Raw genomic sequence first — 21,869 nt, 5'->3', positions numbered from 1 at the left:
ATAGGTCCAGACCACTGAGGCGGATGCGTGCGGTTACTTGTTACACGCCCAACTCCTGGGCCAGCACCGCCGCTTGGACCCGGCTGCGCAGCTCGAGCTTCCCCAGGAGGCGGCTGACGTGGGTCTTCACCGTCGCCTCCGCCATCTCGAGGCGCCTCGCGATCTCCGCGTTGGACATCCCCTCGCCGAGGCAGGAGAGCACCTCGCGTTCGCGCCGGGTGAGGGCTTCGAGGACCTCCGGGCCGGGCCCTGGATCCCGTACGGGCCTTGCGGCGAACTCGGCGATCAGCCGGCGGGTGACCGCGGGCGCGATCAGCCCCTCGCCGCCTGCGACCGTGCGGACGGCTTCCAGGAGTTGGCGCGCCTCGGTGTTCTTCAGCAGGAACCCGGAGGCGCCCGCGCGCAGCGCCCCGAAGACGTACTCGTCGAGGTCGAAGGTGGTGAGGACGAGCACGTCGGCCAGCTGCTCGGCGACGACCTGGCGGGTGGCGGAGACTCCGTCGAGCCGGGGCATCTGGACGTCCATCAGGACCAGATCCGGCCGGAGCCGGCGGGCGAGCGCGACCGCCTGCTCGCCGTCCGCGGCCTCGCCGACCACCTCGATGTCGGGCGCGCTGCGCAGGATGAGGACGAGTCCGGCCCGTACGGCGGACTGATCCTCGGCGACGAGCACGCGGATCATTCGGTTCCTCCGTGGGTTCCAGGGGTGCCAGGGGTTCTGTGGGTTCTGTGGGTGATCGGCAGGGTGGCGCGCACGGTCCAGACCTTGACCTGGCCCGCGCCCTCGGGGCCCGCGTCGAACGTCCCGTCCAGCAGGGCGACCCGCTCCTCCATCCCGACGAGCCCGGCCCCCGAACCGGGCGCGCGCGGCCCGACCCGGCCGCCGTACGGGCTGGTCACCCGCACGGTGAGTGCGCCGTCGAGCTGGGCGAGGGTGACGGTGACGTGGCCGGGGGAGGCGTGCTTGAGGGCGTTGGTCAGGGACTCCTGGACGATGCGGTAGGCGGCGAGTTCGACCGGGGCGGGGAGCCGGGCCTCGTGATCGGCGTCGAACGTGACGTCGAGCCCGTTGGTGCGGGCGCTCACCACCAGGGACTCCAGACCGTCGAGGGTGGGCGCCGCGGTGGGCTCCAGGTCGCCGCTCTCGTCGCGCAGGATCCCGATCAGCCGGCGCATCTCGGCGAGCCCCTCGACGCTGTTCTCACGGATGACGGCGAGGGCGTCCTTCGAGGTCTTCGGGTCGTCGAGCGAGAGGGCGGCCGTGGAGTGGATGGCGATCGCGGACAGGTGGTTGGCGACCATGTCGTGCAACTCCCGTGCCATGCGCGCCCGTTCGGCGGTGACCGCCTGGGTGCGGTCGATCTCCGCGAGCAGGGCGGTCTGTTCGGCCCGCAGGCGTTCCGCGGCTGCCGTGTCGCGGTGGTTGCGGACGATCCAGCCGGTGGCCGCGGGCGTCAGCGCCACCAGGCCCACACCCACCCCGACCAGCAGCGCCTCCGGCACGCGCCAGACCGCGACGGGTACGACCGTGCCGGCCACCGTGAACAGCCCGGTGATCCAGAGGATGCGCCGGGCGGTGGCCGCTTTGCCGTACAGCACCGCCGCGTACATGAGGTCGGTGAACATCAGGACGGTGGCCAGGCTGCCGCGCGTGAAGAGATCGGCGGTCACCGCGGCCGTGCCGATCAGGAGGGCCGTACGCGGCATGGCCCGGCGCAGCAGCTCGCAGCCCGCCATCACGACGAGCGGCAGGAGCAGCGCGCGGCTGTCCGGCCACAGCACGATCGGCTCGTCCGCCGGCCGGACGCCGAGGCCGACGGCGTACAGCAGGAGCCCGCCGAGCAGGCCGCCGAGCGCGATCCGCACGTCGTCTCGATGGGGGCGGGGGAGTCGTACGGCCATGACTCCATCCAACACGGCGTAGGTGCTCGTCGCCTGATGCCGGGGGACGGTCCGCGGCTACATCGAAGGATGCAGTGCGACTTCGTCACTGGCGACGACGATCCGGGCCCGCGCCGCCGGGAGGCTGGAAAGGTGACCGAGAGGAGCGAACCGTGATCGTCGCACTGATCATCGCCTGCGAAGTCGGCTTCTGGGTGCTGCTGGCCGCGGGCCTGGCCGTCCGCTACCTGCTGAAGTGGCGCCGCACGAGTGTGGTGCTCCTGCTCTGCGAGCCCGTGCTCGAACTGGTCCTCTTCGTCGTGACGGCGGTCGACCTGAGGAACGGCGCCGAGCCGAGCTGGGAGCACGGCCTGGCGGCGCTGTACATCGGCTTCACGGTGGCGTACGGCCACTACACGATCCGCTGGCTCGACGGCCACGCCGCCCACCGCCTGGCCGGGGCCCCGCGCCCGCCGAAGCCCCCGCGCTACGGGACGGCGCGCGCCCGGCACGAGGGCCGCCTGTGGCTCCGTACGGTCCTGATGGCCGCGGTCGCGTGCGCGCTGCTGCAGGCCGCGGTCTGGTACGTCGGCGACGGCGACACCTCGTCGTTGCGGTCCTTCCAGTGGATCGCGCTCAGGACCGCAGGCATCCACGGCATCATCGCGCTGACGTACACCATCTGGCCGAAGAAGCGGCCGGCGTCAGCGCTCCCCGCCCGGGACCCAGAGCACGTCCCCGACGTCCTTGTTCGCCGTCCGGGCAAGGATGAAGAGCAGGTCCGATAGCCGGTTGAGGTAGGTCGCGGTGAGCGGGTTCATCTCCTCGCCGTGTACCTCAAGCGCGGCCCAGGTGGAGCGCTCCGCCCGGCGTACGACGGTGCAGGCCTGGTGGAGCAGGGCCGCCCCCGGGGTTCCGCCCGGCAGGATGAAGGAGCGGAGCTTCTCCAGCCGCTCGTTGAAGCGGTCGCAGTCCGCCTCCAGCTTGTCGACGTAGAACTGCTCGACCCGCAGGTGCGGGAACTTCGGGTCCTCGACCACGGGCGTCGACAGGTCCGCGCCCACGTCGAACAGGTCGTTCTGCACGCGGGTGAGGACCGTGCCGACCTCCTCGTCGAGCCCGCCGAGCGCGATGGCCGTCCCGATCACCGCGTTCGCCTCGTTGGCGTCCGCGTACGCGGAGATCCGCAGGTCGGTCTTGGCGACCCGGCTCATGTCGCCGAGGGCGGTGGTGCCCTGGTCGCCGGTCCTGGTGTAGATGCGCGTCAGATTGACCATGTGCCCAGCGTAGTTACGCTCCGGCCTCCTGGCCGACACGTGTGCCCACCGTCACGGCGGGCGCAATCCGGACGAAGTGCCACGCGAAGTGCTCGGGCTCCCCGACGACATGAGGGACCTACCGCGTCAGAAGGTACTCAACTGCGCGCCGGGGGACGCTGGGTGAGCCATCCGGTGTGATGTCCGTCTGTTGAGACGTGACGCGCATTACTAAGCAGTCACACAGGCCCTCACGAGCGCTAGGGTCCGCCGGAGAAGCAACTTGAACAGCGTGTTAAGGGGAGTCGGAGTGGCACGGAAGCTCGCCGTCATCGGAGCCGGACTCATGGGGTCCGGAATCGCCCAGGTCTCCGCGCAGGCGGGCTGGGACGTCGTCCTGCGCGATGTCACCGACGAGGCGCTGAAGCGTGGCATCGACGGCATCAGGACCTCGTACGACAAGTTCGTGAGCAAGGGCAAGCTGGAAGCCGCCGACGCGGACGCGGCGCTCGCGCGCATCACGACCACCACCGATCTGGACGCCGCCGCCGCCGCCGACATCGTCGTCGAGGCCGTCTTCGAGAAGCTGGAGGTCAAGCACGAGATCTTCCGGACGCTCGACAGCATCGTCCGCGACAGCGCCGTGCTCGCCTCCAACACCTCCGCGATCCCGATCACGAAGATCGCGGCGGCCACCGCCCGCCCGGAGCGGGTCGTCGGCGTCCACTTCTTCTCGCCGGTGCCGATGATGCAGCTCGTCGAGCTGGTCCGCGGCTACAAGACGAGCGACGAAACCCTCGCCACCGCGCGGGAGTTCGCCGAGTCCGTCGGCAAGACCTGCATCGTCGTCAACCGTGACGTGGCCGGCTTCGTGACGACCCGTCTCATCTCGGCCCTCGTCGTCGAGGCGACGAAGCTGTACGAGTCGGGCGTGGCCAGCGCCGAGGACATCGACCTCGCCTGCAAGCTGGGCTTCGGTCACGCCATGGGACCCCTGGCGACCGCCGACCTCACGGGCGTCGACATCCTGCTGCACGCCGCGAGCAACATCTACACCGAGACCCAGGACGAGAAGTTCGCGCCGCCCGAGTTGATGCGCCGGATGGTTGACGCCGGTGACATCGGGCGCAAGAGCGGGCAGGGCTTCTACAAGCACTGAAGATCAAGTACCACCCGTCTGCGTTCATCACTGAAACCGCACGTGCCTCTGGGGCATCACCCCTTGAGGTGAATTCGGTATCGGTTCGCTTACAAGCAGCAACCACACTGCCCCTCGGGCAGTCAGACGGGGCACAGACAGACGCGGAGTACGAGAAGCACTCTCGGGGAGCGCATATGTACATCAGGGGCGACCACGCCGAGCTGGTCGTCGGGGGCCGCCTCGACGTACGCAGCGCGGCGGACGCCCGCACGGTCCTGCACTCGGCCGTCGACGACGGAGCCGGCGACCTGGTGCTCGACCTGTCCGAGCTGGACTCCTGGGACGCCACCGGACTCGGTGTCATCATGGGGGCCCACCGACGCGCCGGGCGGTGCGGCCGACGGCTTGTGCTGCGCGGCGTACCTCCTCAGATGCAGCGCCTCCTGGTGGCCACCAGGCTGCACCGGATCCTCGCGATCGAGGGCGGTATCGGTGTGGAGTCGCTGCCCCGGGTCTGACCGCGCAAGGGTCTGATCGGGGCGGGTGACGGGGCAACGGGGGAGGACCGCGCAACGGCGTACGAAACGCCCCCCGCGCACAATCCTCACGAAGCTGTGACGTCTCGGGCGGCGCGGTACCCCGGCTGTTCGTAGATACTGTGCGAAGGTTTAGGGTTCGGCTGCCCGCCGACTGAAACCCTGGAGCGGGCACCGGACCAGAAGCGACAGCGCGGTGTGCAGCAAGGCCGGGAGGGGCTCGGCACACGACGCTTTTGGGGGGCTTGGAACATGGACCCGAACAACCGGGGATCCGAAGAGTACGGCCATGACGACGACGGCCAGGCGCCTCGCTCGCGTCCGCCGCGCGATCCGCTCACGACCGACTTCGGGCAGCACGCACCGGCGCTCGCCCGCACGGTCCAGCTCGTCTCGGGCGACTTCCTGCTCACGGTCAACCCCGTCGACGGCAGCGAGATAGAAGCCCTCCCGCCGGGGGAGCGGCCACAGCGGCCCACGAAGTACGGCGCGGCGGAACGCGCCGAGCTGGGCCGCGCCGCCCAGCCGCCCGTCCCGCCCGGCCCGGCGCAGCCACGGCTGCCGCTCCTGGAGCGCCAGGAGGAGCGCGAGCGGCTCGTACGCCTCCTCGCACGCGGGCGCTCGGTACGGCTCACCGGCCCCTCCGGCTCGGGCCGCACCAGCCTGCTCGACGCCGTCGCCGACGACTGCGCGGACCTCGCACCCGACGGTGTCGTACGCCTCTCCGGGTACCGGCGCACGGCGAGCGACCTGCTGCACGAGCTCTTCGCCGCCGTCTACGAAGCGCCCCTGTACCGGCCGGAACGGGACGAACTGCTCCGGCTCGTCAACGAGATCGGCGCGGTCGTCGTCCTGGACGACGTGGAGTTCGGCGGCGCGGCGCTCGACGAGCTGCTCGACGCCACTCCCGAGTGTGCCTTCGTGATCGCCGCGACGCCCGACGTCCCCGCGCCGACCACCGACTCCCTCCTTGAAGAGGTGTTCCTCGGCGGACTCGACCGCAGTGGCGGCCTCGAACTCCTGGAGCGGGCCGTCGGACGCATCCTGACGGAGGAGGAGTCGAACTGGGCGGGCGACCTCTGGTTCGAGTCCGAAGGCCTCCCGCTGCGCTTCATGCAGGCCGGGGCGCTGCTCCGGCAGCGCGACCAGCTGCGCGCCGACCCGAACGCCTTCGACGAGTTCGGGTACTACGAGGACGCCCCGGTGGACGCGCCCTTCGAGGCCGGCGACGAACACGACGTACCGCTGCCCTCACTCGCCGAGGGCGCCGCACCCGCCTCGCTGCTCGCCTCCAGGCTCAGTGAGTCGGCGCGCGCCACCCTGCGGTTCGCGATCGCACTGGGCGGCGAGGTGCCGCACCAGGCGCATCTGCCCGCGCTCGTCGGCGACACCCACGCGGACGCCGCCCTCGCCGAACTGGCGGGCTGCGCGCTGGTCTCCCCGGTCGGCTCCCGCTACCGGCTCGCGGCCGGTGTGCAGGCCCAGCTGGAGGCCGCCGGATACGCGGACGGAGCCGACGAGCGGGCGTTCGCCGCGGCCCGGCACTACACCTGGTGGGCCGGGCATCCCTCGGTGACCCCGGAGCGGGTCTGCGCCGAGGCCGACGCCCTGCTCGCCGCGCTCACCGTCCTGGTCCCGCTCACCACGGTCCCGCTCGACGAGCAGGACGAGAGCGCCGCCGTACAGCTGGCACGTACGGCAGCGCCCGCGTTCGCGGCAGGCATGCACTGGAGCGCCTGGGAGCGTGCGCTGCGTTCCGGCGCCGAGGCCTCCCGGCTCTCCGGCGAGGTCGGCGAACAGGCCTACTTCCACCACGAGTTGGGCATCCTCGCGCTCTGCGGCGGCCAGCTGGACCGGGCCCGCTCCGAGCTCGAGGCCTCCATCGGGCTGCGTGGCGCCCTCGCCGACAAGCGTGGCTCGACCGCGGGGCGGCGCGCCCTCGCACTGGTCTCCGACCGCTCCGGAACCGTCCCGGCGGGCGCCAGCACGGCGGGCGGCGAGGAGGTGTCCGAATCCCGGTACGAGGAGTCGGCGTCGCCTCCGGGCGGCGTACCGGCCGCCTTCCTGGCCGAACAGTCCGGCGAACCCTCGACGTTGGTCACCCACCGCTCCGAGCCCGGCCCCGCGGCGAAGCGCGCCGGGGTCGCGAGCCGTGTGGTGAGCGGTGCCCGGCGCAACCTGGTGGCGGCGGGCGCGGGCGCGCTCCTCGTCGCCGTGCTCGGCACCGTGGTGACGCTCGGTGCGACCTCGGACGGCAGCAACGACCCGCCGTCCGAGAAGGTCGGCGTCAACCCGTCGGCCAGCCAGGGCGCCGACGACGACAGCCTGGGCGCGGACAAGGCGAAGAAGGGCGACGGGGACTCCGGCACGGGAGCGGTGAGTACGCCGACGGATCCGGGTCCTGACGGGACGTACGGGACTTCGGACGATCCGACGCCTACGGATGTGGCTCGGCCTTCGGATGATCCGAGTGGGACCGGCGGTTCTACGCCGTCGAAGTCGCCGTCGAAGAGTCCGTCGAAGTCGCCGACGGCCACACCGTCGTCCCCGAGGCCGCCGACCAGTTCGACGCCCACGTCGCCGACGCCTACGGACACCTCGCCCGAGCCCACGGACTCGCCGACCCCGTCGACGGAGCCGAGCACTTCGACCTCCGCCAGCGGCACCGTTTCCAGCGCCCCGGAGACCAGCGTCAGCAGCGCTCCGGTCAGCAGCAGCGAAGCCGGGTCGCCCAGCGGCGAGGTGATCTGACGTACAGAGCAAGCGAAAGGGCCGGGTCCGAAGGCGGACCCGGCCCTTTCGCGCGCGTAGTGGTCAGAACAGCCGCAGCTTGTCGTCCTCGATGCCGCGCAGCGCGTTGTAGTCCAGGACCGTGCAGCCGATGCCGCGGTCGGTGGCGAGGACGCGGGCCTGGGGCTTGATCTCCTGGGCGGCGAAGATGCCGCGGACCGGCGCGAGGTGCGGGTCGCGGTTCAACAGCTCGAGATAGCGCGTGAGTTGCTCCACGCCGTCGATCTCGCCGCGCCTCTTGATCTCGATGGCGACGGTCTTGCCCTCGGCGTCCCGGCACAGGATGTCGACGGGCCCGATGGCCGTCATGTACTCGCGGCGGATCAGCGAGTAGCCCTCGCCGAGCGTTTCGATGCGGTCCGCCAGGAGTTCCTGAAGGTGTGCTTCCACGCCGTCCTTGATCAGGCCCGGGTCCACGCCGAGTTCGTGCGAGGAATCGTGGAGGATCTCCTCCATCGTGATGATGAGCTTCTCGCCCGCCTTGTTGATGACGGTCCAGACGCCCTCCTCGTCCCCCGAACCCTCCTTCAGGGTGCAGGGCGGCGACATCCAGTTGAGGGGCTTGTAGGCCCGGTCGTCCGCGTGGATCGAGACGCTGCCGTCCGCCTTCACGAGGATGAGGCGAGGGGCGGACGGGAGATGGGCGGTGAGCCGGCCCGCGTAGTCGACGGAGCAACGGGCAATGACGAGACGCATGGTCCGCAACGCTACTCGACGGGCAGTGGTCCACGCGATTCGCCCTGGAAGACGCCTGTTCGGCAGTGGCTGATTGTGTGCCTAGTGGGAGTTCGCTATGTGCGCATTCTCCTGGTGCCGTCACCGTCCGTTGCTTACCGTATAAACAGGAGGTCGCGATGCGTGTACTCAGCGTGTTCGATATCGCGAACTCCCTTCCCTGTCCGGCAACCCCCGAGGTCTGGGGGTGCGAGAGGAGAACTCATGTCGCTCGACGTCTCACCGGCCCTACTCGAACAGGCCGAGCGAGGCGAGGTCGACGAAGCTGAATTCGTCGACTGCGTCCGGACCTCCCTGCCCTACGCATGGGAGATGATCAGTTCGCTGGTGGCCCAGCTGAAGGTGGACGGCGGCAACTTCGCCGACAACCAGACGCCTCCGCCGGACGAGCAGGCGCGTGGCCAGCTGCTGCGTGCGCTCGCGAGTGACGCGATCCGCGGTGCGCTGCAGCGGCACTTCGGAGTGCGACTGGCCTTCCAGAACTGCCACCGGGTGGCGGTGTTCCCGCTGGACACCTCAGTGGACGACACGCTGGCACGCTTCACCTCGGTCCGCAGTCAGCTGCTGAACCAGTCCCCGGAGTTCCGGGACTGCTGAGGCGGTGACGCCGCACTGCTTGCCGCTCCGTACGCGGGAGGTGTTTTGTACTGGGGCGGCAAGCTCCCCGCGGAACCGGCCCGTTGGCCTCCGGGCCCGGGCCGGTCACCGGAGCTGGGGGAGTACCTCGGTGCCAAGGCGTCGTACGTTCTCCTCGGTGGCCGCCAGATCCCCCGAGCCCTCCACGAGCAGGGCGAAGCGAGAGATGCCGGTGCGCTCCGAGGTCGCCGCGAGCCGGTCGGCGCACAGCTGCGGAGTCCCCACCGGGTGCAGCCCGCAGAGCAGTTCGGTGTACGCCATCGGGTCCCGCATCGTGCGGGCGCGGCCGTCGACCGTCACATGGGCGTCAAGTCCCTGCTTCAGCCAGCCCGGCATCGCTTTGAGGAGCGATTCGACGGCGTCGGTGCGGCGGTCCGCGATCTGGCAGACCCCCGCCGACACATGGGCCGCCGCGAAGATCTCGTCCGCGGGGCGCCCCGCCACACGCGCGTACTGCCGCCACAGGGCTACCATTTCGGCCTTCTCTTCGTCCCCCACATGCATCCCGAGGAGCATCGGCAGTCCGCGCTCGGCCGCGAGCCGCACACTCGCCGGTGAGGTGCAGGCGACGACCACCTCGGGGCCCGGCGCACAGCTCAGCGCCTCCGAGGGCCTCGGCACCACGGCGACTTCACGGAAGCCGAACCGCTCCCCGGCACCGGCGACGGACGGTTCGCGCAGCCAGCGCATCAGCAGATCGAGCGATTCCGGGAACCCCTTCTCGTACGCCTCGAGACCCGAGCCGAAGACCTCCAGGTCGACCCAGGGGCCGCCGCGCCCGACGCCCAGCGAGAACCGTCCGCCGGACGTCACATGCAGCAGCGCCGCCTGTTCGCCGAGTGCCACGGGGTGCACGGTGGGCAGCACGCTCACCGCGGTGCCGACCCGGATCCGTCGCGTACGGCCGAGCAGCAGGGCCGCGAGGGTGACCGCCGACGGGCAGGTGCCGTACGGAACGAAGTGGTGCTCGGCCAGCCAGACCGAGTCGAGTCCGGCCTCCTCGGCGACCTCGGCCGACCGCACCGCCCGGTGCAGGGCCTCCCCCTGGCCCTGGCCCGGGAACTGGGCGGCCAGTACAAAACTTCCAACGTGCATTGCACTTCCTGCTTCCTTGGCTCCGTCTCGGAGCTCCCCCACCGGCATAACCGCCCGACACGTGCCGAGGACACGGCCTCTCGGAGAGATTTGCGGATTGTCTGCAAAATGAGCCGATGGGAGGGCGGTCTGTGGGGGTTGGTGGAGTACGCCTACCCCCGTGTGTGCCGCGTAGGCTGGAGTTGGCCCCTGCTCCCTGTATAGCTCCGTGAGGTGTCCTGTGTCCCCGCGTCGCAACCGTCCGAAGGACGCCGGCTCGTCCGGCCCGAGCGCGTCCTCGGAGGACGGCGGCCGCTACGGCGGCTTTCAGTCCACGGAGAACTGGCAGGGCGAGGAGTGGAGCGTGCGCCATGTGGCGGGCGCGAGCTCCGAGGGCAAGACCTATCGCTGCCCCGGCTGCGACCAGATGATCCCCTCCGGCATCCCGCACGTGGTGGCCTGGCCGGAGCACTCGGGCGTCGACGACCGCCGCCACTGGCACAAGTCCTGCTGGAACGCGAAGGACCGCCGCACCTCCAGGGTGCAGCGGTCCCGCAACGCGCCCAGGTTCTAGGCGACTTCACACATCCAGGTCACAGATCCCGGTCAGACGTCCCGGCGCTCGAGCAGCACGAACGCGCCGGCGATCGCTGCCGCCGTCACCACGGCGAGCAGGCCGAGCTGCGCTCCGCCCGTGCCGTTCTCGTTGTCCAGGTGGAAGATCTTGGCGAGGGAGTTGGGAGCGTTGTACTCCAGCATCTTGTCGCCGATCGTCTGCAGGCTCTCGGACATCAGCAGGAACGCGGGCATGATCGCGGGCACAAGGACGAGGCCGAGCATCGCGGTGATCGCGCCCGCCGAGTGACGCAGCATCGAGCCCACCGCGAGGGCGAGGGTGCCGAGCAGCGAGACGTACAGCGCACCCATCACCACCGTGCCGCCCCAGGAGACCTCCGAGCCGCCGCTGTGCATCCCCGAGGTGAACAGGCCGACCAGGCCGATCGCGAAGGCCGACACGACGAACGCCACCGCGAAGAAGATGATCAGCTTCGCGGTGAGCACCCGGTGCCGCTGCGGCGAGGCGGTGAACGTCGTGCGGATCATGCCGGTGCCGTACTCGGACGAGACCACGAGCACGCCCAGCGTGATCAGGCAGATCTGTCCGAGGATCAGCCCGAAGAAGGCCGGGATCGTGTACGGGACGTCGCCGAAGTCCTCGTCGGTGGTCTGCACGGCGACCAGGAAGCCGATGCCGACGACCAGGACGAGGAAGACACCGAGCGTCCACATCGTGGAGCGCACCGACTTGATCTTCGTCCACTCGGAGGCGAGCGCGTGGCCCAGGTGAGTGGGCGTGACCGGGATCGGCGAGGTGTACGAAGAGCCGGGCGCCGCCTGCCAGTTGGGCGCGGCCTGCTGCGGCATCGGGGGCTGGGGCGTGCTCATCGGGCGTCCTCGGGCTTGTTCAGGTCGGGGGCGGCGGCCTGGGGCGCGGCCTGGGCGTACGGGTTGGCGGCCGGGGCACCGGGGGCGCCCGGAGCGCCGTACGGGCCGGGCTGAGCCGCGCCGGGCGGGCCGTACGGTCCCGGCTGGCCCTGCGGCATCGCGAACGGCTGTCCGCCCTGCTGGGGCGGCGGCGGTGCGTACCAGCCCGGCTGGCCCTGACCCGCCACCGGCATCTGCATCTGCGGGGGCATCGCGCCCGGCGGCAGCTGCTGCTGGAGCCCGGCCTTCTGGTCGATGGTCGAGCGGTAGTCGACGGCGCCCTGTGTCATCCGCATGTACGCCTCCTCCAGCGAGGCCTGGTGCGGCGACAGCTCCCACAGGCGTACGTCGGCGGAGTGCGCGAGGTCGCTGATCTGCGGCAGCCGCAGGCCCATCACACGCAGCGCGCCGTCCTGCTCGGGCAGCACCTGGCCGCCCGCCTCGGTCAGCGCGGACGTCAGCTTCTCGCGCTGCTGCGGCTCGGTGTCCGGGGTGCGGACCCGGGCGAAGTCGGCCGAGTTGTGCGAGATGAAGTCCTTGATGTTGCTGTCCGCGAGCAGCTGGCCGCGGCCGATCACGATCAGGTGGTCGGCGGTCAGCGCCATCTCGCTCATCAGGTGCGAGGAGACGAAGACGGTGCGGCCCTCCGCCGCGAGCGACTTCATCAGGTTGCGGACCCAGAGGATGCCCTCGGGGTCGAGGCCGTTGACCGGCTCGTCGAAGAGCAGCACCTGCGGGTCGCCGAGCAGCGCGGCCGCGATGCCGAGCCGCTGGCCCATGCCGAGTGAGAAGCCCTTGGAGCGCTTTCGGGCCACGTCCTGGAGGCCCACCACGCCCAGTACCTCGTCCACGCGGCGGGCCGGGATGCCGGACAGCTGGGCGAGGCAGAGGAGGTGGTTGCGGGCGTGCCGGCCGCCGTGCACGGCCTTGGCGTCGAGGAGCGCGCCGACCTGGCGGGGTGCGTTCGGCAGCTTGCGGTAGGGGAAGCCGCCGATCGTCACCTGCCCGGCGCTGGGGTTGTCGAGGCCGAGGATCATCCGCATCGTCGTCGACTTGCCCGAGCCGTTGGGCCCGAGGAAGCCGGTGACGGCACCTGGCCTCACCTGGAAGGAAAGGTTGTACACGGCTGTCTTGGCGCCATAGCGCTTCGTCAGGCCGACTGCCTCGATCATGCTCCGCACCCATCGAAAGGTTCAGGACGTTCAGGACGTCGGGGCGCACGCCCCCGTAAGGGTTAGGAGGATATCGCTGTGCTGACGGTTCCACTCAAAAGAAAGTAAAACAGTGCAGGTCAAGCCGCCCCCTTGGCAGGTACGCGTCTTGCCTGGTCAGCGTGGAAACGGAACCGTCGGGGGCCGGAAACCGATTCCTCAGCCGCGATACGGAAGCGAGTCGTCCAGTGGCGGCAGGTCGTCGTACAGCCGCAGCTCGTCCGATTCGTCGGCGTAGGGCAGGAAGTCGGTCTGCGGCAGCACCCAGCCCTCCTTGCCGAAGAGCAGCGTGCCCTGCTCGCGCAGGGAGCGCTCGGCTCCTGCGCGGCGCACCCAGGTGGCCGGGTCGGGTCCGAGCAGCTCGCGCAGTGCGGCGGAGTCGGCGAGCAGCGCGGCGAGCAGCGCTGACTGGTCACCGCCGCCGGGGCGCGGCTCACCGGTCGCCGGGTCGGCGAGCACGCCGTGCGCGCTGAAGTAGATGTACGCGGCGCCGAGCCGCTCGCCGGAGGGCATCGTCATCCCGAAGGCGTCGCCCGGGAGTATCGCCCGCCGGTAGTCCGGGAACTCGGTGTCGTCGACGGCCTTCAGCTGCGTGGAGTCCAGCCAGGTGACGACGAGCGTCGTCTCCGCGTCCGGGTCGACGTACGGCGTCCCGGCCACGTACCCCGCGGGGCTGATGTGCCCGGAGCAGCCGACGCCGATACCGCGCACCCGTACCGGCACCATCGGCACGGTCGCCGGGATGCCGAGGCGGGTGAGCTTGTGGGAGACCTGGCCGGGGGAGGCGTTCGAGCCGACGGCGATGACGGGGTGTCGGCGCCCGGTGCCGACCTGGCCGAGACCGGCGAGGGCCTCGTCGAGGCGCTGCGATTCCTCGCGCTCCTCCACGTACCACTCGCCGAGCCGCAGCGGGCGTACGCCGAGATGGAGCAGCTCGCTCCCGGTCAGCAGGGACGGCTCGGTGGTGGGGCGGCCCGGATAGGTGAGCGGCTGCTTGGCGGGCACGTCGTCTAGGCCCAGCGCTCGGAGGCTTCGGTCCTTCGTCGTCAAGGTGACGCCCTTCGGGGGTGGTCGCGCGGTACGGGCACAGCGTTCCACCCGAGGTCTACCCGGGGCTGACCCAGGACTTGCCCACCGGAGTGGGGTTGGCTGGAACGGACACCGGGAATCATGGCGTCCCATTGTACGAGTGGGTCCGATGTCGGTTACAGGGGACGTGAGTTGAGCTTACTGAGAAGTGGTGAGCGCCGCTGGGGGCAGCCGCGGCGGGACCGGGCGCATCCGCGCTTCCGTACGTCTGTTCGCTGGTGGATCGCCGCACGCACCGTCCACGCCCTGCTCCTGATGACGCTCGGCGCGCTGGCCGTGCTCTCCGTGGTCGTCGCGGCGCTGTGGACGGTGACCGAGCAGTCGGGGCGGTCGATGGGGGAGCGCTTCTCGAACAAGGAGCGGCTCTTCGACCTCAGCCTCACCGTGCTGCGCGCCTGCGTCGGGACCGACAACCTCGAACCGGAGCCGGACAGCACCGCCCACCAGCTGCTCGCCACACTCTCCTCGGTCACCGGCGCCATGGTGCCCGCGGTGCTCCTCGGGATCGTGCTCATCAAGCTGTTCGCGCTGCGGCCGTTCGTCTGGCGGCAGCGGGCCAGCGTCTCGCACGCCTGGACCGCGGACTTTCCCGGCTACTCGCGGGACCACGCCGACAGCGAGGACGCGATCATCGCCGTCCGCTTCTACAACCGCTTCGACAACCTCTCGGTCGTGGATCTGCGGGCCCGGGTCCATCTGCGCTATCTGGAGCGGTCGCCGCACGACGGCAGCCTGGTCATCTACAAGCAGTGGCTGAAGGTGCTGGACGCGAACGGGGAGCCCGCCGAGGAGCGGTCCTGGCTCGCGGTGGAGCGCGGGGCGCCCTTCACCGTGTGGATACCGGTGCAGGCGCCGGTCGCCGAGCTGCCGTTCCAGCTCATCCAGGGCAAGGACCTGTCCGGGTCGTACGGCGTGAAGCTGCTCGTGCGGCTGACGGCGCGGACCGTGGGCCTGGGCACCGAGGTCGCCGACGAGCGCTGGTTCGACCTGGAGGGCGGCGACTTCGAACTCGGCCGCTTCGTACCGCTCCAGCCGGACCTGGACAAGGACGTGTGGCGCTGGGAGGGGTGGGCGGACTTCGACGGGGTACTGGAGTCCCGGCCGGACGGCGGGGAACCCGCGATTCCCTCCCGCCCGGACTCCGAGGACCTTACGCGTCCCGCTTCTTGAGCAGCACATACCCCCCGACGACCGCCACCGCCACCCAAGCCACCATGATCGCGAGTCCGCCCCAGGGACCGTACGGAGTGTCGTCGTCGATCGGGGTCACCACCTGCATGATCTTGCTGCCGGCCTGGTCGGGGAGGTAGCGGCCGACCTTCTTGGTCGCGGAGACGGCGCCCAGGATGTTGGAGATCAGGAAGAAGAAGGGCATCAGGATGCCGAGGGAGAGCATCGGGCTGCGCAGCATCGTTGCGACGCCCATCGAGAAGACGGCGATCAGGGTCATGTAGAGGCCGCCGCCGATGACCGCGCGCAGCACGCCGGGGTCGCCGATCGACGCTTTGTGCGAGCCGAGCATCGCCTGCCCCAGGAAGAAGGCGACGAAGCTGGTGATGATCCCGACGACGAAGGCGAGGACCGTCGCCACCGCGATCTTGCTGAAGAGGAAGGTGCCGCGCTGCGGGACCGCGGAGAGCGAGGTGCGGATCATGCCGGTGCTGTACTCGTTCGAGACGACGAGCACCCCGAACACGATCATCGCGAGCTGACCGAGGCTCATGCCCGCGAAGCTGATGAACGTCGGGTCGAAGGAGAGCTGGTCCTTCGCGCTCATGTTGTCGAACTCGTTCTTGGACAGGAGCGAGATCAGGATGCCGAGGGCGACCGTGACGACCGCGGCGAGACTCAGCGTCCAGATGGTGGACGCGACGGAGCGGATCTTGGTCCACTCGGACTTGATGACCTGCGTCGCCGCCATGCTCAGTCCCTCTTCCAGTCGCCGCCCCATTGCCCCTGCGGTGGTGGCGGGGTCGCCGGAGGGGGTGCCTCCATGAGGGCGGCGTCCGTGTGCGCGTGGTACTCCACCGACTCCGCCGTCAGCTGCATGAACGCCTCCTCCAGGGAGGCCTGTTGGGGACTGAGCTCGTGCAGCACGACCTGGTGCCGCGCGGCGAGTTCCCCGAGGTGCTCCGGCTGGGAGCCGTCCACCTCCAGCGTGCCGCCGCCCGTCTCGACGACGGTGATCCCGGCGCCGTGCAGCACGTCGAGGAAACGCTCGCGCTGAGGGGTGCGGATACGGACGTACGACCGCGAGTTCTGCTGGATGAAGTCGGCCATGGAGGTGTCGGCGAGCAGCCTGCCCTGGCCGATGACGACGAGGTGGTCGGCGGTCAGCGCCATCTCGCTCATCAGGTGCGAGGAGACGAAGACCGTACGGCCCTGCGCCGCGAGCGACTTCATGAGGTTGCGGATCCAGTGGATGCCCTCGGGGTCGAGCCCGTTGACCGGCTCGTCGAACATCAGGATCCGCGGGTCGCCGAGCAGCGCGCCCGCGATGCCGAGCCGCTGGCCCATACCGAGCGAGAACCCCTTCGCCTTCTTCTTCGCGACCGCGGTCAGACCGACCGTGTCGAGGACCTCGTGCACCCGCGCCTTGGAGATGCCGTTGCTCTGCGCGAGGCAGAGGAGGTGGTTGAAGGCGCTGCGCCCGCCGTGCATGGCCTTGGCGTCGAGGAGGGCACCGATGTACTTCAGCGGGTCCTTGAGGTGGTCGTAGTGCTGCCCGTCGATCCGCACGTCGCCCGCGGTGGGCCGGTCGAGCCCGAGCAGCATCCGCATCGTCGTGGACTTGCCGGCGCCGTTCGGCCCCAGGAACCCCGTCACGATGCCGGGTCTGACGGCGAAGGTCAGATTGTTGACCGCCACCTTCTCGCCGTACCGCTTGGTCAGCCCCTCGAGCTCGATCATGCGGCCACGCTAAAACGGGACGAAGCCCCCTGCCACCGGAGTGGCAGGGGGCTTCGTGCGCCAACGATCAGGCGTTACCGGGACTGCTGAGCCGGTACCCCACGCGAGATCGGCTCGTCCTCGGCCGGCGTGGTGGCGGCGGCCACCGCGGCGCCCGTGAGCGTCGCGAGCATCTCGCGGACGTTCGTGAGCTGGGCGTTGATCGAGTCGCGACGGTTCGTCAGAGCCGCCAGCTCGCGCTCGGATTCCGAGCGGATACGGTCGGCCTTGGCGTTCGCGTCGGCCACGATGTCCTCGGCCTGGCGCTGAGCCGTCTCCACCGTCTGGCGGGCGCGGCGCTCGGCGTCCGTGCGCAGCTTCTCGGCCTCCAGGCGGAGCTGCTCCGCGCGGTGCTCGATCTCCGCGAGACGCTTCTCGGCCTTGGCCTGACGGGAAGCCAGGTCACGCTCGGACTGCTCACGCCGCTTGGCGAGGTTCGTCTCGAAGTCCGCGGCGGCCTGCGCGGCCTTGGCGCGGGTCTCCTCGAAGAGGGCGTCGGCCTCCTCGCGCTTCTGCTGCGCGTCCTTCTGCGCCTCGCCGCGCAGCTGGGAGGAGTCGGCCTTGGCCTTCTCGACGATCCGGACGCCCTCGTCCTCCGCCTTGGCCTTGCGGTCCGCAGCGAACGATTCTGCGTCGTTGCGGACCTGCTGGGCCGCCGACTCGGCGAGCTCGCGGTGCTGCTCCGAAGCGCGACGGGCCTCCTCGCGCAGGTCCTTCGCCTCCTCCTCGGCGAGGCGGAGGATCTTCTCGACGCGTGCGCCGAGGCCGGCGTACGACGGCTCAGCGTCGCTTACCTGGGCCTGGGCGCTCTGCGTCTCGAGGTGGAGTTCCTCAATGCGCTTTTCCAGAGCAGTGATACGGGCCAGAGCGCTGTCACGGTCGGAGACGAGCTTCGAAATGCGTTCGTCCACCTGAGCGCGGTCGTACCCACGCCGCACAAGCTCGAAGCCGTAGGGGGAAGTGTCGCTCATGGGGTTCCTGTCGAATGAGACCGGTGAGGTGATAGGGGGAATCCTAGGGGTCAAAGCGGTGTGTCATCGAGCGGATACGTGTTTGATCTGGAGAATGACACTCCTTTTGGGTGGCTACCTGTCGGAGCGCTTGCCAGAGCCTGTGTCAAAGGTCCCTACAAAGCATGGAATCGGTGCTTCTGACTAGCCCTCTGACGCCTTGCCACCCGAACGAGTCGCACCCGCGGCAGCGCCGGCCTTGACTCCACCGTCCTTGTTCCCGGACGGGGCCTCAAAGGATTCCAACGCTTCCAGCACGTCCTGGACACGGGAGATCTCGGCATTGATGTCCTCACGGCGTCGGACCAGGACTTCGAGCTCGCGCTTGCCCTCTTCAACCGTGCGCCGCGCTTCCTGCTCGGCATCGGCCTTGATCTTTTGAGCCTCGGCAACGAGCGAGTTCTTCTTCTGCTCGGCCTCCTTGAGGAGCCCCTCCGCCTTTCGGACGGCGGCGATCCGCACCTTGCTCGCCTCGGAATTGGCCTCCGAGACCAGGTCCTTGGCCTTCGCCTCGGCCTTCACCAGCGACTCCTCGGCCGCCTTGATGAGCGCGTCGCACCGGTCGCCGGCCGCCCTCATCGTCTCGGCGGACTCGCGGCGGGCCCGCGTGTGCAGCTCTTCGATCTCGTTGGTGATCCGGTCGCGCAGCTCCTCCGCGCGCTCCCTTATCGCCGTCGCGTCCCGGCGCGCGCCGACCAGCAGCTCGTCGGCGTCCGTACGGGACCGCTCCACCAGCGAGTTGCCCTCGACCGTCGCCTCGGACACCAGGCGCTCCGCCTCGTTGCGGGCCGCACCCACCATGGTGTCGGCCTGCTCCTCGGCGTCCGCCGTGGTCTTCTGCGCGCTCTGCTGGGACTCCGAGAGCAGCTTGTCGGCCTCGGCGGTCGTCTCCGAGATGAGCGTGTCGACCTGCTCGGCGGCCTCGGAGCGCCGTTTGTTGGCCGCCCGGCGCGCCTCGTCCGTCGTCCGCTCCGCCTCTTCGCGCGCGGCCGACGTGAGCCGCTCCGCCTCCGCGGCCGCCTGGGCCTTGACCCGCTCCGCCTCGGAGCGGATCCGCTCGGCGTGCTGCTGCGCGGAGCCGACCGTCGAGGCGGCCTCGGCACGCAGCCGCTCCGCGTCCCCGGTCGCGTCCGAGATCAGCTGCTCGGCCTTGGCCACGGATTCCGTCCGGACCCGATCGGCCTCGGAGTTCGTCTCCGCCGTGAGCCGCTCCGCCTCGGACCGCGACTCGGTGATGAGCGTGTCCGCCTGCGTGGCCGCGTCCGAACGGATCCGGTTCGCGTCCTCCCGGGCCTCGGCACGCGTACGTGAAGCGTCCTGCTCGGCGTTGGCGATGGCGTCGGACGCCTCGGTGCGGACCCGCTGGGCGTGCTCGGCGGCGTCCGAACGCAGCCGCTCGGACTCCGCGATCGCCTCCGAAACCGTGCGCTCCGCAAGGGACTTGGCGGCCTCCGACTCCTCGGACGCCTCCCGCCGGATCCGGCCCGCGTCCTCGCCGGCCCGCTCCCGCTCCTGGTACGCGTCGGCGCGCACCCGGTCGGCCTCGGCCTGCGCCTCGTTCCGCATCCGGTCCACCACATGCTCGGCGGCGGACCTGAGACCGGTGATCTCCTCCTGCGATTGCTCGTACAGCCCGGCCACCGAGTCACGCACCTGCTGTGCGGTCTGCTCGGCGTTCGAGACCATCTCGGTCGCGCGTCGGTCGGCCTCCTCGACCAGCCGTACGGCCTCGGCCTGGGCCTCATCCACCCGGTTGCGCGCGGAAGCCAGCAGCTCCTCGCTCTGCTCCCGGGCCCGCTCACGCTCCTGGTCGGCCTCCTGGCGCGCCGAACCGAGCAGCTCCTCGGCCTCACGGCGGCGCCGCAGGGCCTCCTCCTGAGCGGCGGCCAGCGCCTCGGCACCCTCGGTCGCAAGACGCTCGGCCGCGGCCTGCGCCTCCGCCCGTACCCGGTCTGCGCTGTCCTGCGCCTCCGACTTCAGCCGCTCGGCCTCCGCCGCGGCATCCGAACGCAGTCGTACGGCGATGTTCTCGCCCTCGGCCCGCGAGGTGGACGCGTCCGCCGCGGCCTCGTTGCGCAGCCGCTCGGCCTCCGCCTCGGCCTGTGCCCGGAGCGTACGGATCCGCTCCGCGGACTCCGAACGCAGCCGGTCCGTCTCCTCGGCGGCCTCGCGGCGGATCCGCTCGGCCTCCGCACGCGCATCGCCCAGCGCCTGCTCGGCCGAGGCGACCCGCTGCTCGGCCTCGGTGTGCAGCCGGGTCAGCTCCTCGGCGCCCTCCGCCCGACGGGCCGCTATGGCCCGCTCGGTCTCCTCGCGCATCGCCTCCGCGGCCCGCTCGGCCTCCGCCTTGACGGCCTCGGACCGCTCCTCGGCCTCGGCACGGTGCCGCTCGGCCTCCGTGCGGGTCCGCTCCAGGGTCTCCTCGGCCTGCCGGCGCAGCGTCGTGGCGCGCTCGATGGCCTCGGTGCGCACCCGCTGGCTGTCGGTCGTGGCGACCGACCGCTGCTCGTCGGCGTCCGCCTTGGCCTTGGCCAGCAGCTCCTCGGCGGTCTTGGCCGCCTCCTCGATCTGCTGGACGGCCTCGCGCCGGGCCTCGCTGCGGATCCGCTCGCCCTCGGCGTTCGCGTCGCCGCGCAGCTGCTCGGCCTCACCGCGCAGCCGGCGCGCCTCCTCCTGGAGCTCGACCGTCTTGGCGCGGTACTCCTTGGTGTCGTCCTTCGCCGTGCCCTTGAGCTGCTCGGCGATGTCGTGCGCCTCGGCACGCAGCCGGTCCGCCTCGGACTCGGCCTCCGCGCGGATCCGCTCGGCCTCCTCGACCGCCGCCTTGGTGGTCGACTTGGCTTCCTCGGACGCCTTGTTGAGTACGTCCTCAGCCGTACGCGCGGCCTTGGCGAGCTGGGACGCGGTCTCCTCGGCGGTGAGGCTCCGCGCGCTCTCCTCGGCCTCCGCGACGATCTTCTCGGCCTTGGCCTTGGCTTCCGCGACGACCTGTTCGGCGTCGGTCTTGGTGGTCTCGGCGGCCTCGTTGGCCTCGTTGACCAGCCGGGCGACCTGCTCCTTCGCCGTACGCGTGCGCTGCTCGTTCGTCGACTCGGCGGTGGCCAGGGCCTTGGCCGCGGCCTCCTTCGCCTCGGTGACGGTCTTCTCCGCCTCGGCCCGCGCCTCGCGCAGCGCCGCCTCGGCCTCGGCCGCGCGCTGCTCGGCGGTCCGGCTCAGCTCGGTGGCCTGCCGGCGGGCGGAGTCCGACTCGGTCGCCGTGGAGCTGCGCAGCTGCTCGGCGTGGTCGGTGGCCTCCTGGGCCTGGTTGGAAGCCGCGTTCAGCAGCCGCTCGGCGTCCGTGCGGGCCCGGCGCAGCAGCGCCTCGGCCTCCGAGCGCGCCGACTCGGCGTCGGCGTTCAGCCGCTGGCGGGCCTCGGCGGCGACCCGCTCGGCCTCCGCGCGGGCGGCGGCAAGGGACTGGTCGGCCTCGGTGCGCGACTCCTCGAGGAGACGGCGGGCCTGCTGCTCGGTGCGGGCGCGCAGCTGCTCCGCCCACGCCACGTTCTCGTTGACATGCGACTCGACGGTCTGCCGGCGCTCGCCCAGCTCCTGGTCGAGCTGCTGGCGGCGGGTGACCGCCTCCTGGTGCAGCTCTGCCTGGAGGCGGGCGGCCTGCTCGGCGTGCTCCTGGAGGATGCGCTGTGTCTGCGCGCGGGCCTGGCTCATCTCGCGCTCGGCGTCGGCGCGCAACTGGTCGGCCTGGATCTGCGCATTACGAAGGAGCTGCTCGGCCTGGTAGCCCAGGTCCCCGCCCTCGTAGGCAGGCCGGGTCGCCAGACTGCGGCGCGCCTCGTGCAGCTTGGCGCGCAGCACCTCGACTTGATAGCCGAGGTCCTCGGCGTGCTGGACGGCCTTCTCCCGCTCGGTCTTCAGCCGCTCCATCTCGGCCTCGAACCGAGAGAGGTGGTCGACGTCAGCCGCCGGCTCTCGCTCCTGGCGTTCGTAGCCCCGCACTGCGCGGTCCCATCCGTCCCCTGGTCGCAAGTCTCTCCAAACGAGCACCGTCCATCCGCCGAACGGGGCCCCCGGGGAATGGT

General features: G+C 70.8%; 19 protein-coding genes. 7 read left to right on the top strand and 12 right to left on the bottom strand.

What is annotated here, in order from left to right; genetic code table 11:
* Positions 1-40: 40 nt before the first annotated feature.
* Both OG266_RS13685 and OG266_RS13680 read right to left on the bottom strand, forming a co-directional pair.
* Positions 41-682, bottom strand: coding sequence for a response regulator (locus OG266_RS13685; RefSeq protein WP_371545845.1), 642 nt, complete (start codon positions 680-682; stop codon positions 41-43).
* A complete protein-coding gene (locus OG266_RS13680; protein WP_371545843.1) occupies positions 679-1,902 on the bottom strand; it encodes a sensor histidine kinase in 1,224 nt (407 codons plus the stop codon). The genes OG266_RS13685 and OG266_RS13680 overlap by 4 nt, the downstream gene beginning before the upstream one ends.
* A gap of 152 nt (positions 1,903-2,054) precedes the next feature.
* Between OG266_RS13680 and OG266_RS13675 the strand changes: the two genes are divergently transcribed.
* The gene (locus OG266_RS13675) at positions 2,055-2,669 is read left to right on the top strand and encodes a hypothetical protein (protein ID WP_371545841.1); all 615 of its coding nucleotides are present in this window, start codon (positions 2,055-2,057) and stop codon (positions 2,667-2,669) included.
* Here the strand turns inward: OG266_RS13675 and OG266_RS13670 are convergent.
* Positions 2,586-3,158 (bottom strand): cob(I)yrinic acid a,c-diamide adenosyltransferase, encoded by a 573-nt coding sequence (locus tag OG266_RS13670; protein WP_371545839.1) that lies wholly within the window; start codon positions 3,156-3,158, stop codon positions 2,586-2,588. The two genes, OG266_RS13675 and OG266_RS13670, sit on opposite strands and share 84 nt — an antisense overlap.
* Before the next feature lie 289 nt (positions 3,159-3,447).
* Here OG266_RS13670 and OG266_RS13665 point away from each other — a divergent pair, with 289 nt between their 5' ends.
* From OG266_RS13665 to OG266_RS13655, 3 genes are all read left to right on the top strand, one after another.
* Positions 3,448-4,296 carry a 3-hydroxyacyl-CoA dehydrogenase family protein gene (locus OG266_RS13665; RefSeq protein ID WP_371545838.1) on the top strand — a complete coding sequence of 283 codons (849 nt, stop codon included), beginning with the start codon at positions 3,448-3,450 and terminating at the stop codon, positions 4,294-4,296.
* 176 nt (positions 4,297-4,472) lie between these two features.
* Entirely contained in the window at positions 4,473-4,796 is a 324-nt protein-coding gene (locus OG266_RS13660; protein ID WP_261707178.1) for an STAS domain-containing protein, read from the top strand.
* A 270-nt stretch (positions 4,797-5,066) separates the two neighbouring features.
* The gene (locus OG266_RS13655; RefSeq protein ID WP_371545836.1) at positions 5,067-7,565 is read left to right on the top strand and encodes an ATP-binding protein; all 2,499 of its coding nucleotides are present in this window, start codon (positions 5,067-5,069) and stop codon (positions 7,563-7,565) included.
* Positions 7,566-7,628: 63 nt separating this feature from the next.
* Here the strand turns inward: OG266_RS13655 and nucS are convergent, their stop codons facing one another.
* Positions 7,629-8,300: an endonuclease NucS gene (nucS, locus tag OG266_RS13650; RefSeq protein ID WP_266454192.1), complete on the bottom strand. Its 672-nt coding sequence runs from the start codon at positions 8,298-8,300 to the stop codon at positions 7,629-7,631.
* A gap of 243 nt (positions 8,301-8,543) precedes the next feature.
* Between nucS and OG266_RS13645 the strand changes: the two genes are divergently transcribed.
* Complete coding sequence (locus tag OG266_RS13645; protein WP_266454190.1) at positions 8,544-8,936, top strand: SCO5389 family protein; 393 nt, start codon at positions 8,544-8,546, stop codon at positions 8,934-8,936.
* A gap of 105 nt (positions 8,937-9,041) precedes the next feature.
* Here OG266_RS13645 and OG266_RS13640 read toward each other — a convergent pair whose 3' ends face one another.
* Positions 9,042-10,070 (bottom strand): LLM class flavin-dependent oxidoreductase, encoded by a 1,029-nt coding sequence (locus OG266_RS13640; protein ID WP_266454188.1) that lies wholly within the window; start codon positions 10,068-10,070, stop codon positions 9,042-9,044.
* A 220-nt stretch (positions 10,071-10,290) separates the two neighbouring features.
* Here OG266_RS13640 and OG266_RS13635 point away from each other — a divergent pair, with 220 nt between their 5' ends.
* Positions 10,291-10,623, top strand: a complete 333-nt coding sequence (locus tag OG266_RS13635; RefSeq protein WP_266454186.1) for an ATP/GTP-binding protein — start codon at positions 10,291-10,293, stop codon at positions 10,621-10,623.
* A gap of 32 nt (positions 10,624-10,655) precedes the next feature.
* Here OG266_RS13635 and OG266_RS13630 read toward each other — a convergent pair whose 3' ends face one another.
* The 3 genes from OG266_RS13630 to OG266_RS13620 all read right to left on the bottom strand — a co-directional run bounded on the left by OG266_RS13630 (position 10,656) and on the right by OG266_RS13620 (position 13,795).
* A complete protein-coding gene (locus OG266_RS13630; RefSeq protein ID WP_266454184.1) occupies positions 10,656-11,495 on the bottom strand; it encodes an ABC transporter permease in 840 nt (279 codons plus the stop codon).
* Positions 11,492-12,706: an ATP-binding cassette domain-containing protein gene (locus OG266_RS13625; protein ID WP_371545835.1), complete on the bottom strand. Its 1,215-nt coding sequence runs from the start codon at positions 12,704-12,706 to the stop codon at positions 11,492-11,494. The genes OG266_RS13630 and OG266_RS13625 overlap by 4 nt, the downstream gene beginning before the upstream one ends.
* Before the next feature lie 198 nt (positions 12,707-12,904).
* A complete protein-coding gene (locus OG266_RS13620) occupies positions 12,905-13,795 on the bottom strand; it encodes a hypothetical protein (RefSeq protein WP_371545833.1) in 891 nt (296 codons plus the stop codon).
* A gap of 171 nt (positions 13,796-13,966) precedes the next feature.
* On the opposite strand from OG266_RS13620, the gene OG266_RS13615 reads away from it, so the two are divergent.
* Positions 13,967-15,004 (top strand): hypothetical protein, encoded by a 1,038-nt coding sequence (locus tag OG266_RS13615; protein ID WP_371545832.1) that lies wholly within the window; start codon positions 13,967-13,969, stop codon positions 15,002-15,004.
* Here OG266_RS13615 and OG266_RS13610 read toward each other — a convergent pair.
* The 4 genes from OG266_RS13610 to scy form a co-directional block, all read right to left on the bottom strand.
* Positions 14,985-15,755, bottom strand: coding sequence for an ABC transporter permease (locus OG266_RS13610; protein ID WP_266454176.1), 771 nt, complete (start codon positions 15,753-15,755; stop codon positions 14,985-14,987). The two genes, OG266_RS13615 and OG266_RS13610, sit on opposite strands and share 20 nt — an antisense overlap.
* Before the next feature lie 2 nt (positions 15,756-15,757).
* On the bottom strand, positions 15,758-16,744 hold the full coding sequence (locus OG266_RS13605; RefSeq protein ID WP_371545829.1) for an ABC transporter ATP-binding protein: 987 nt from the start codon (positions 16,742-16,744) through the stop codon (positions 15,758-15,760).
* 74 nt (positions 16,745-16,818) lie between these two features.
* Positions 16,819-17,754: a cellulose-binding protein gene (locus OG266_RS13600; protein WP_266454173.1), complete on the bottom strand. Its 936-nt coding sequence runs from the start codon at positions 17,752-17,754 to the stop codon at positions 16,819-16,821.
* 183 nt (positions 17,755-17,937) lie between these two features.
* On the bottom strand, positions 17,938-21,786 hold the full coding sequence (gene scy / locus OG266_RS13595; protein WP_266454171.1) for a polarized growth protein Scy: 3,849 nt from the start codon (positions 21,784-21,786) through the stop codon (positions 17,938-17,940).
* Positions 21,787-21,869: the final 83 nt, after the last annotated feature.

The organism is Streptomyces sp. NBC_00554, from assembly GCF_041431135.1.
Classification (GTDB): Bacteria; Actinomycetota; Actinomycetes; order Streptomycetales; family Streptomycetaceae; genus Streptomyces.
The sequence above is the reverse complement of the archived record's forward strand: the minus strand, read 5'-3'. Positions and strand labels throughout refer to the sequence as shown.

Bases quoted from the DNA above. Each gene is read 5' to 3' on its own strand.
- OG266_RS13625 (WP_371545835.1), bottom strand. From the start codon at position 12,706: ATGATCGAGGCAGTCGGCCTGACGAAGCGCTATGGCGCCAAGACAGCC.
- nucS (WP_266454192.1), bottom strand. From the start codon at position 8,300: ATGCGTCTCGTCATTGCCCGTTGCTCCGTCGACTACGCGGGCCGGCTC.
- OG266_RS13630 (WP_266454184.1), bottom strand. From the start codon at position 11,495: ATGAGCACGCCCCAGCCCCCGATGCCGCAGCAGGCCGCGCCCAACTGG.
- OG266_RS13610 (WP_266454176.1), bottom strand. From the start codon at position 15,755: ATGGCGGCGACGCAGGTCATCAAGTCCGAGTGGACCAAGATCCGCTCC.
- OG266_RS13600 (WP_266454173.1), bottom strand. From the start codon at position 17,754: ATGAGCGACACTTCCCCCTACGGCTTCGAGCTTGTGCGGCGTGGGTAC.
- OG266_RS13685 (WP_371545845.1), bottom strand. From the start codon at position 682: ATGATCCGCGTGCTCGTCGCCGAGGATCAGTCCGCCGTACGGGCCGGA.
- OG266_RS13645 (WP_266454190.1), top strand. From the start codon at position 8,544: ATGTCGCTCGACGTCTCACCGGCCCTACTCGAACAGGCCGAGCGAGGC.
- OG266_RS13660 (WP_261707178.1), top strand. From the start codon at position 4,473: ATGTACATCAGGGGCGACCACGCCGAGCTGGTCGTCGGGGGCCGCCTC.
- OG266_RS13655 (WP_371545836.1), top strand. From the start codon at position 5,067: ATGGACCCGAACAACCGGGGATCCGAAGAGTACGGCCATGACGACGAC.
- OG266_RS13640 (WP_266454188.1), bottom strand. From the start codon at position 10,070: ATGCACGTTGGAAGTTTTGTACTGGCCGCCCAGTTCCCGGGCCAGGGC.
- OG266_RS13670 (WP_371545839.1), bottom strand. From the start codon at position 3,158: ATGGTCAATCTGACGCGCATCTACACCAGGACCGGCGACCAGGGCACC.
- OG266_RS13605 (WP_371545829.1), bottom strand. From the start codon at position 16,744: ATGATCGAGCTCGAGGGGCTGACCAAGCGGTACGGCGAGAAGGTGGCG.
- OG266_RS13680 (WP_371545843.1), bottom strand. From the start codon at position 1,902: ATGGCCGTACGACTCCCCCGCCCCCATCGAGACGACGTGCGGATCGCG.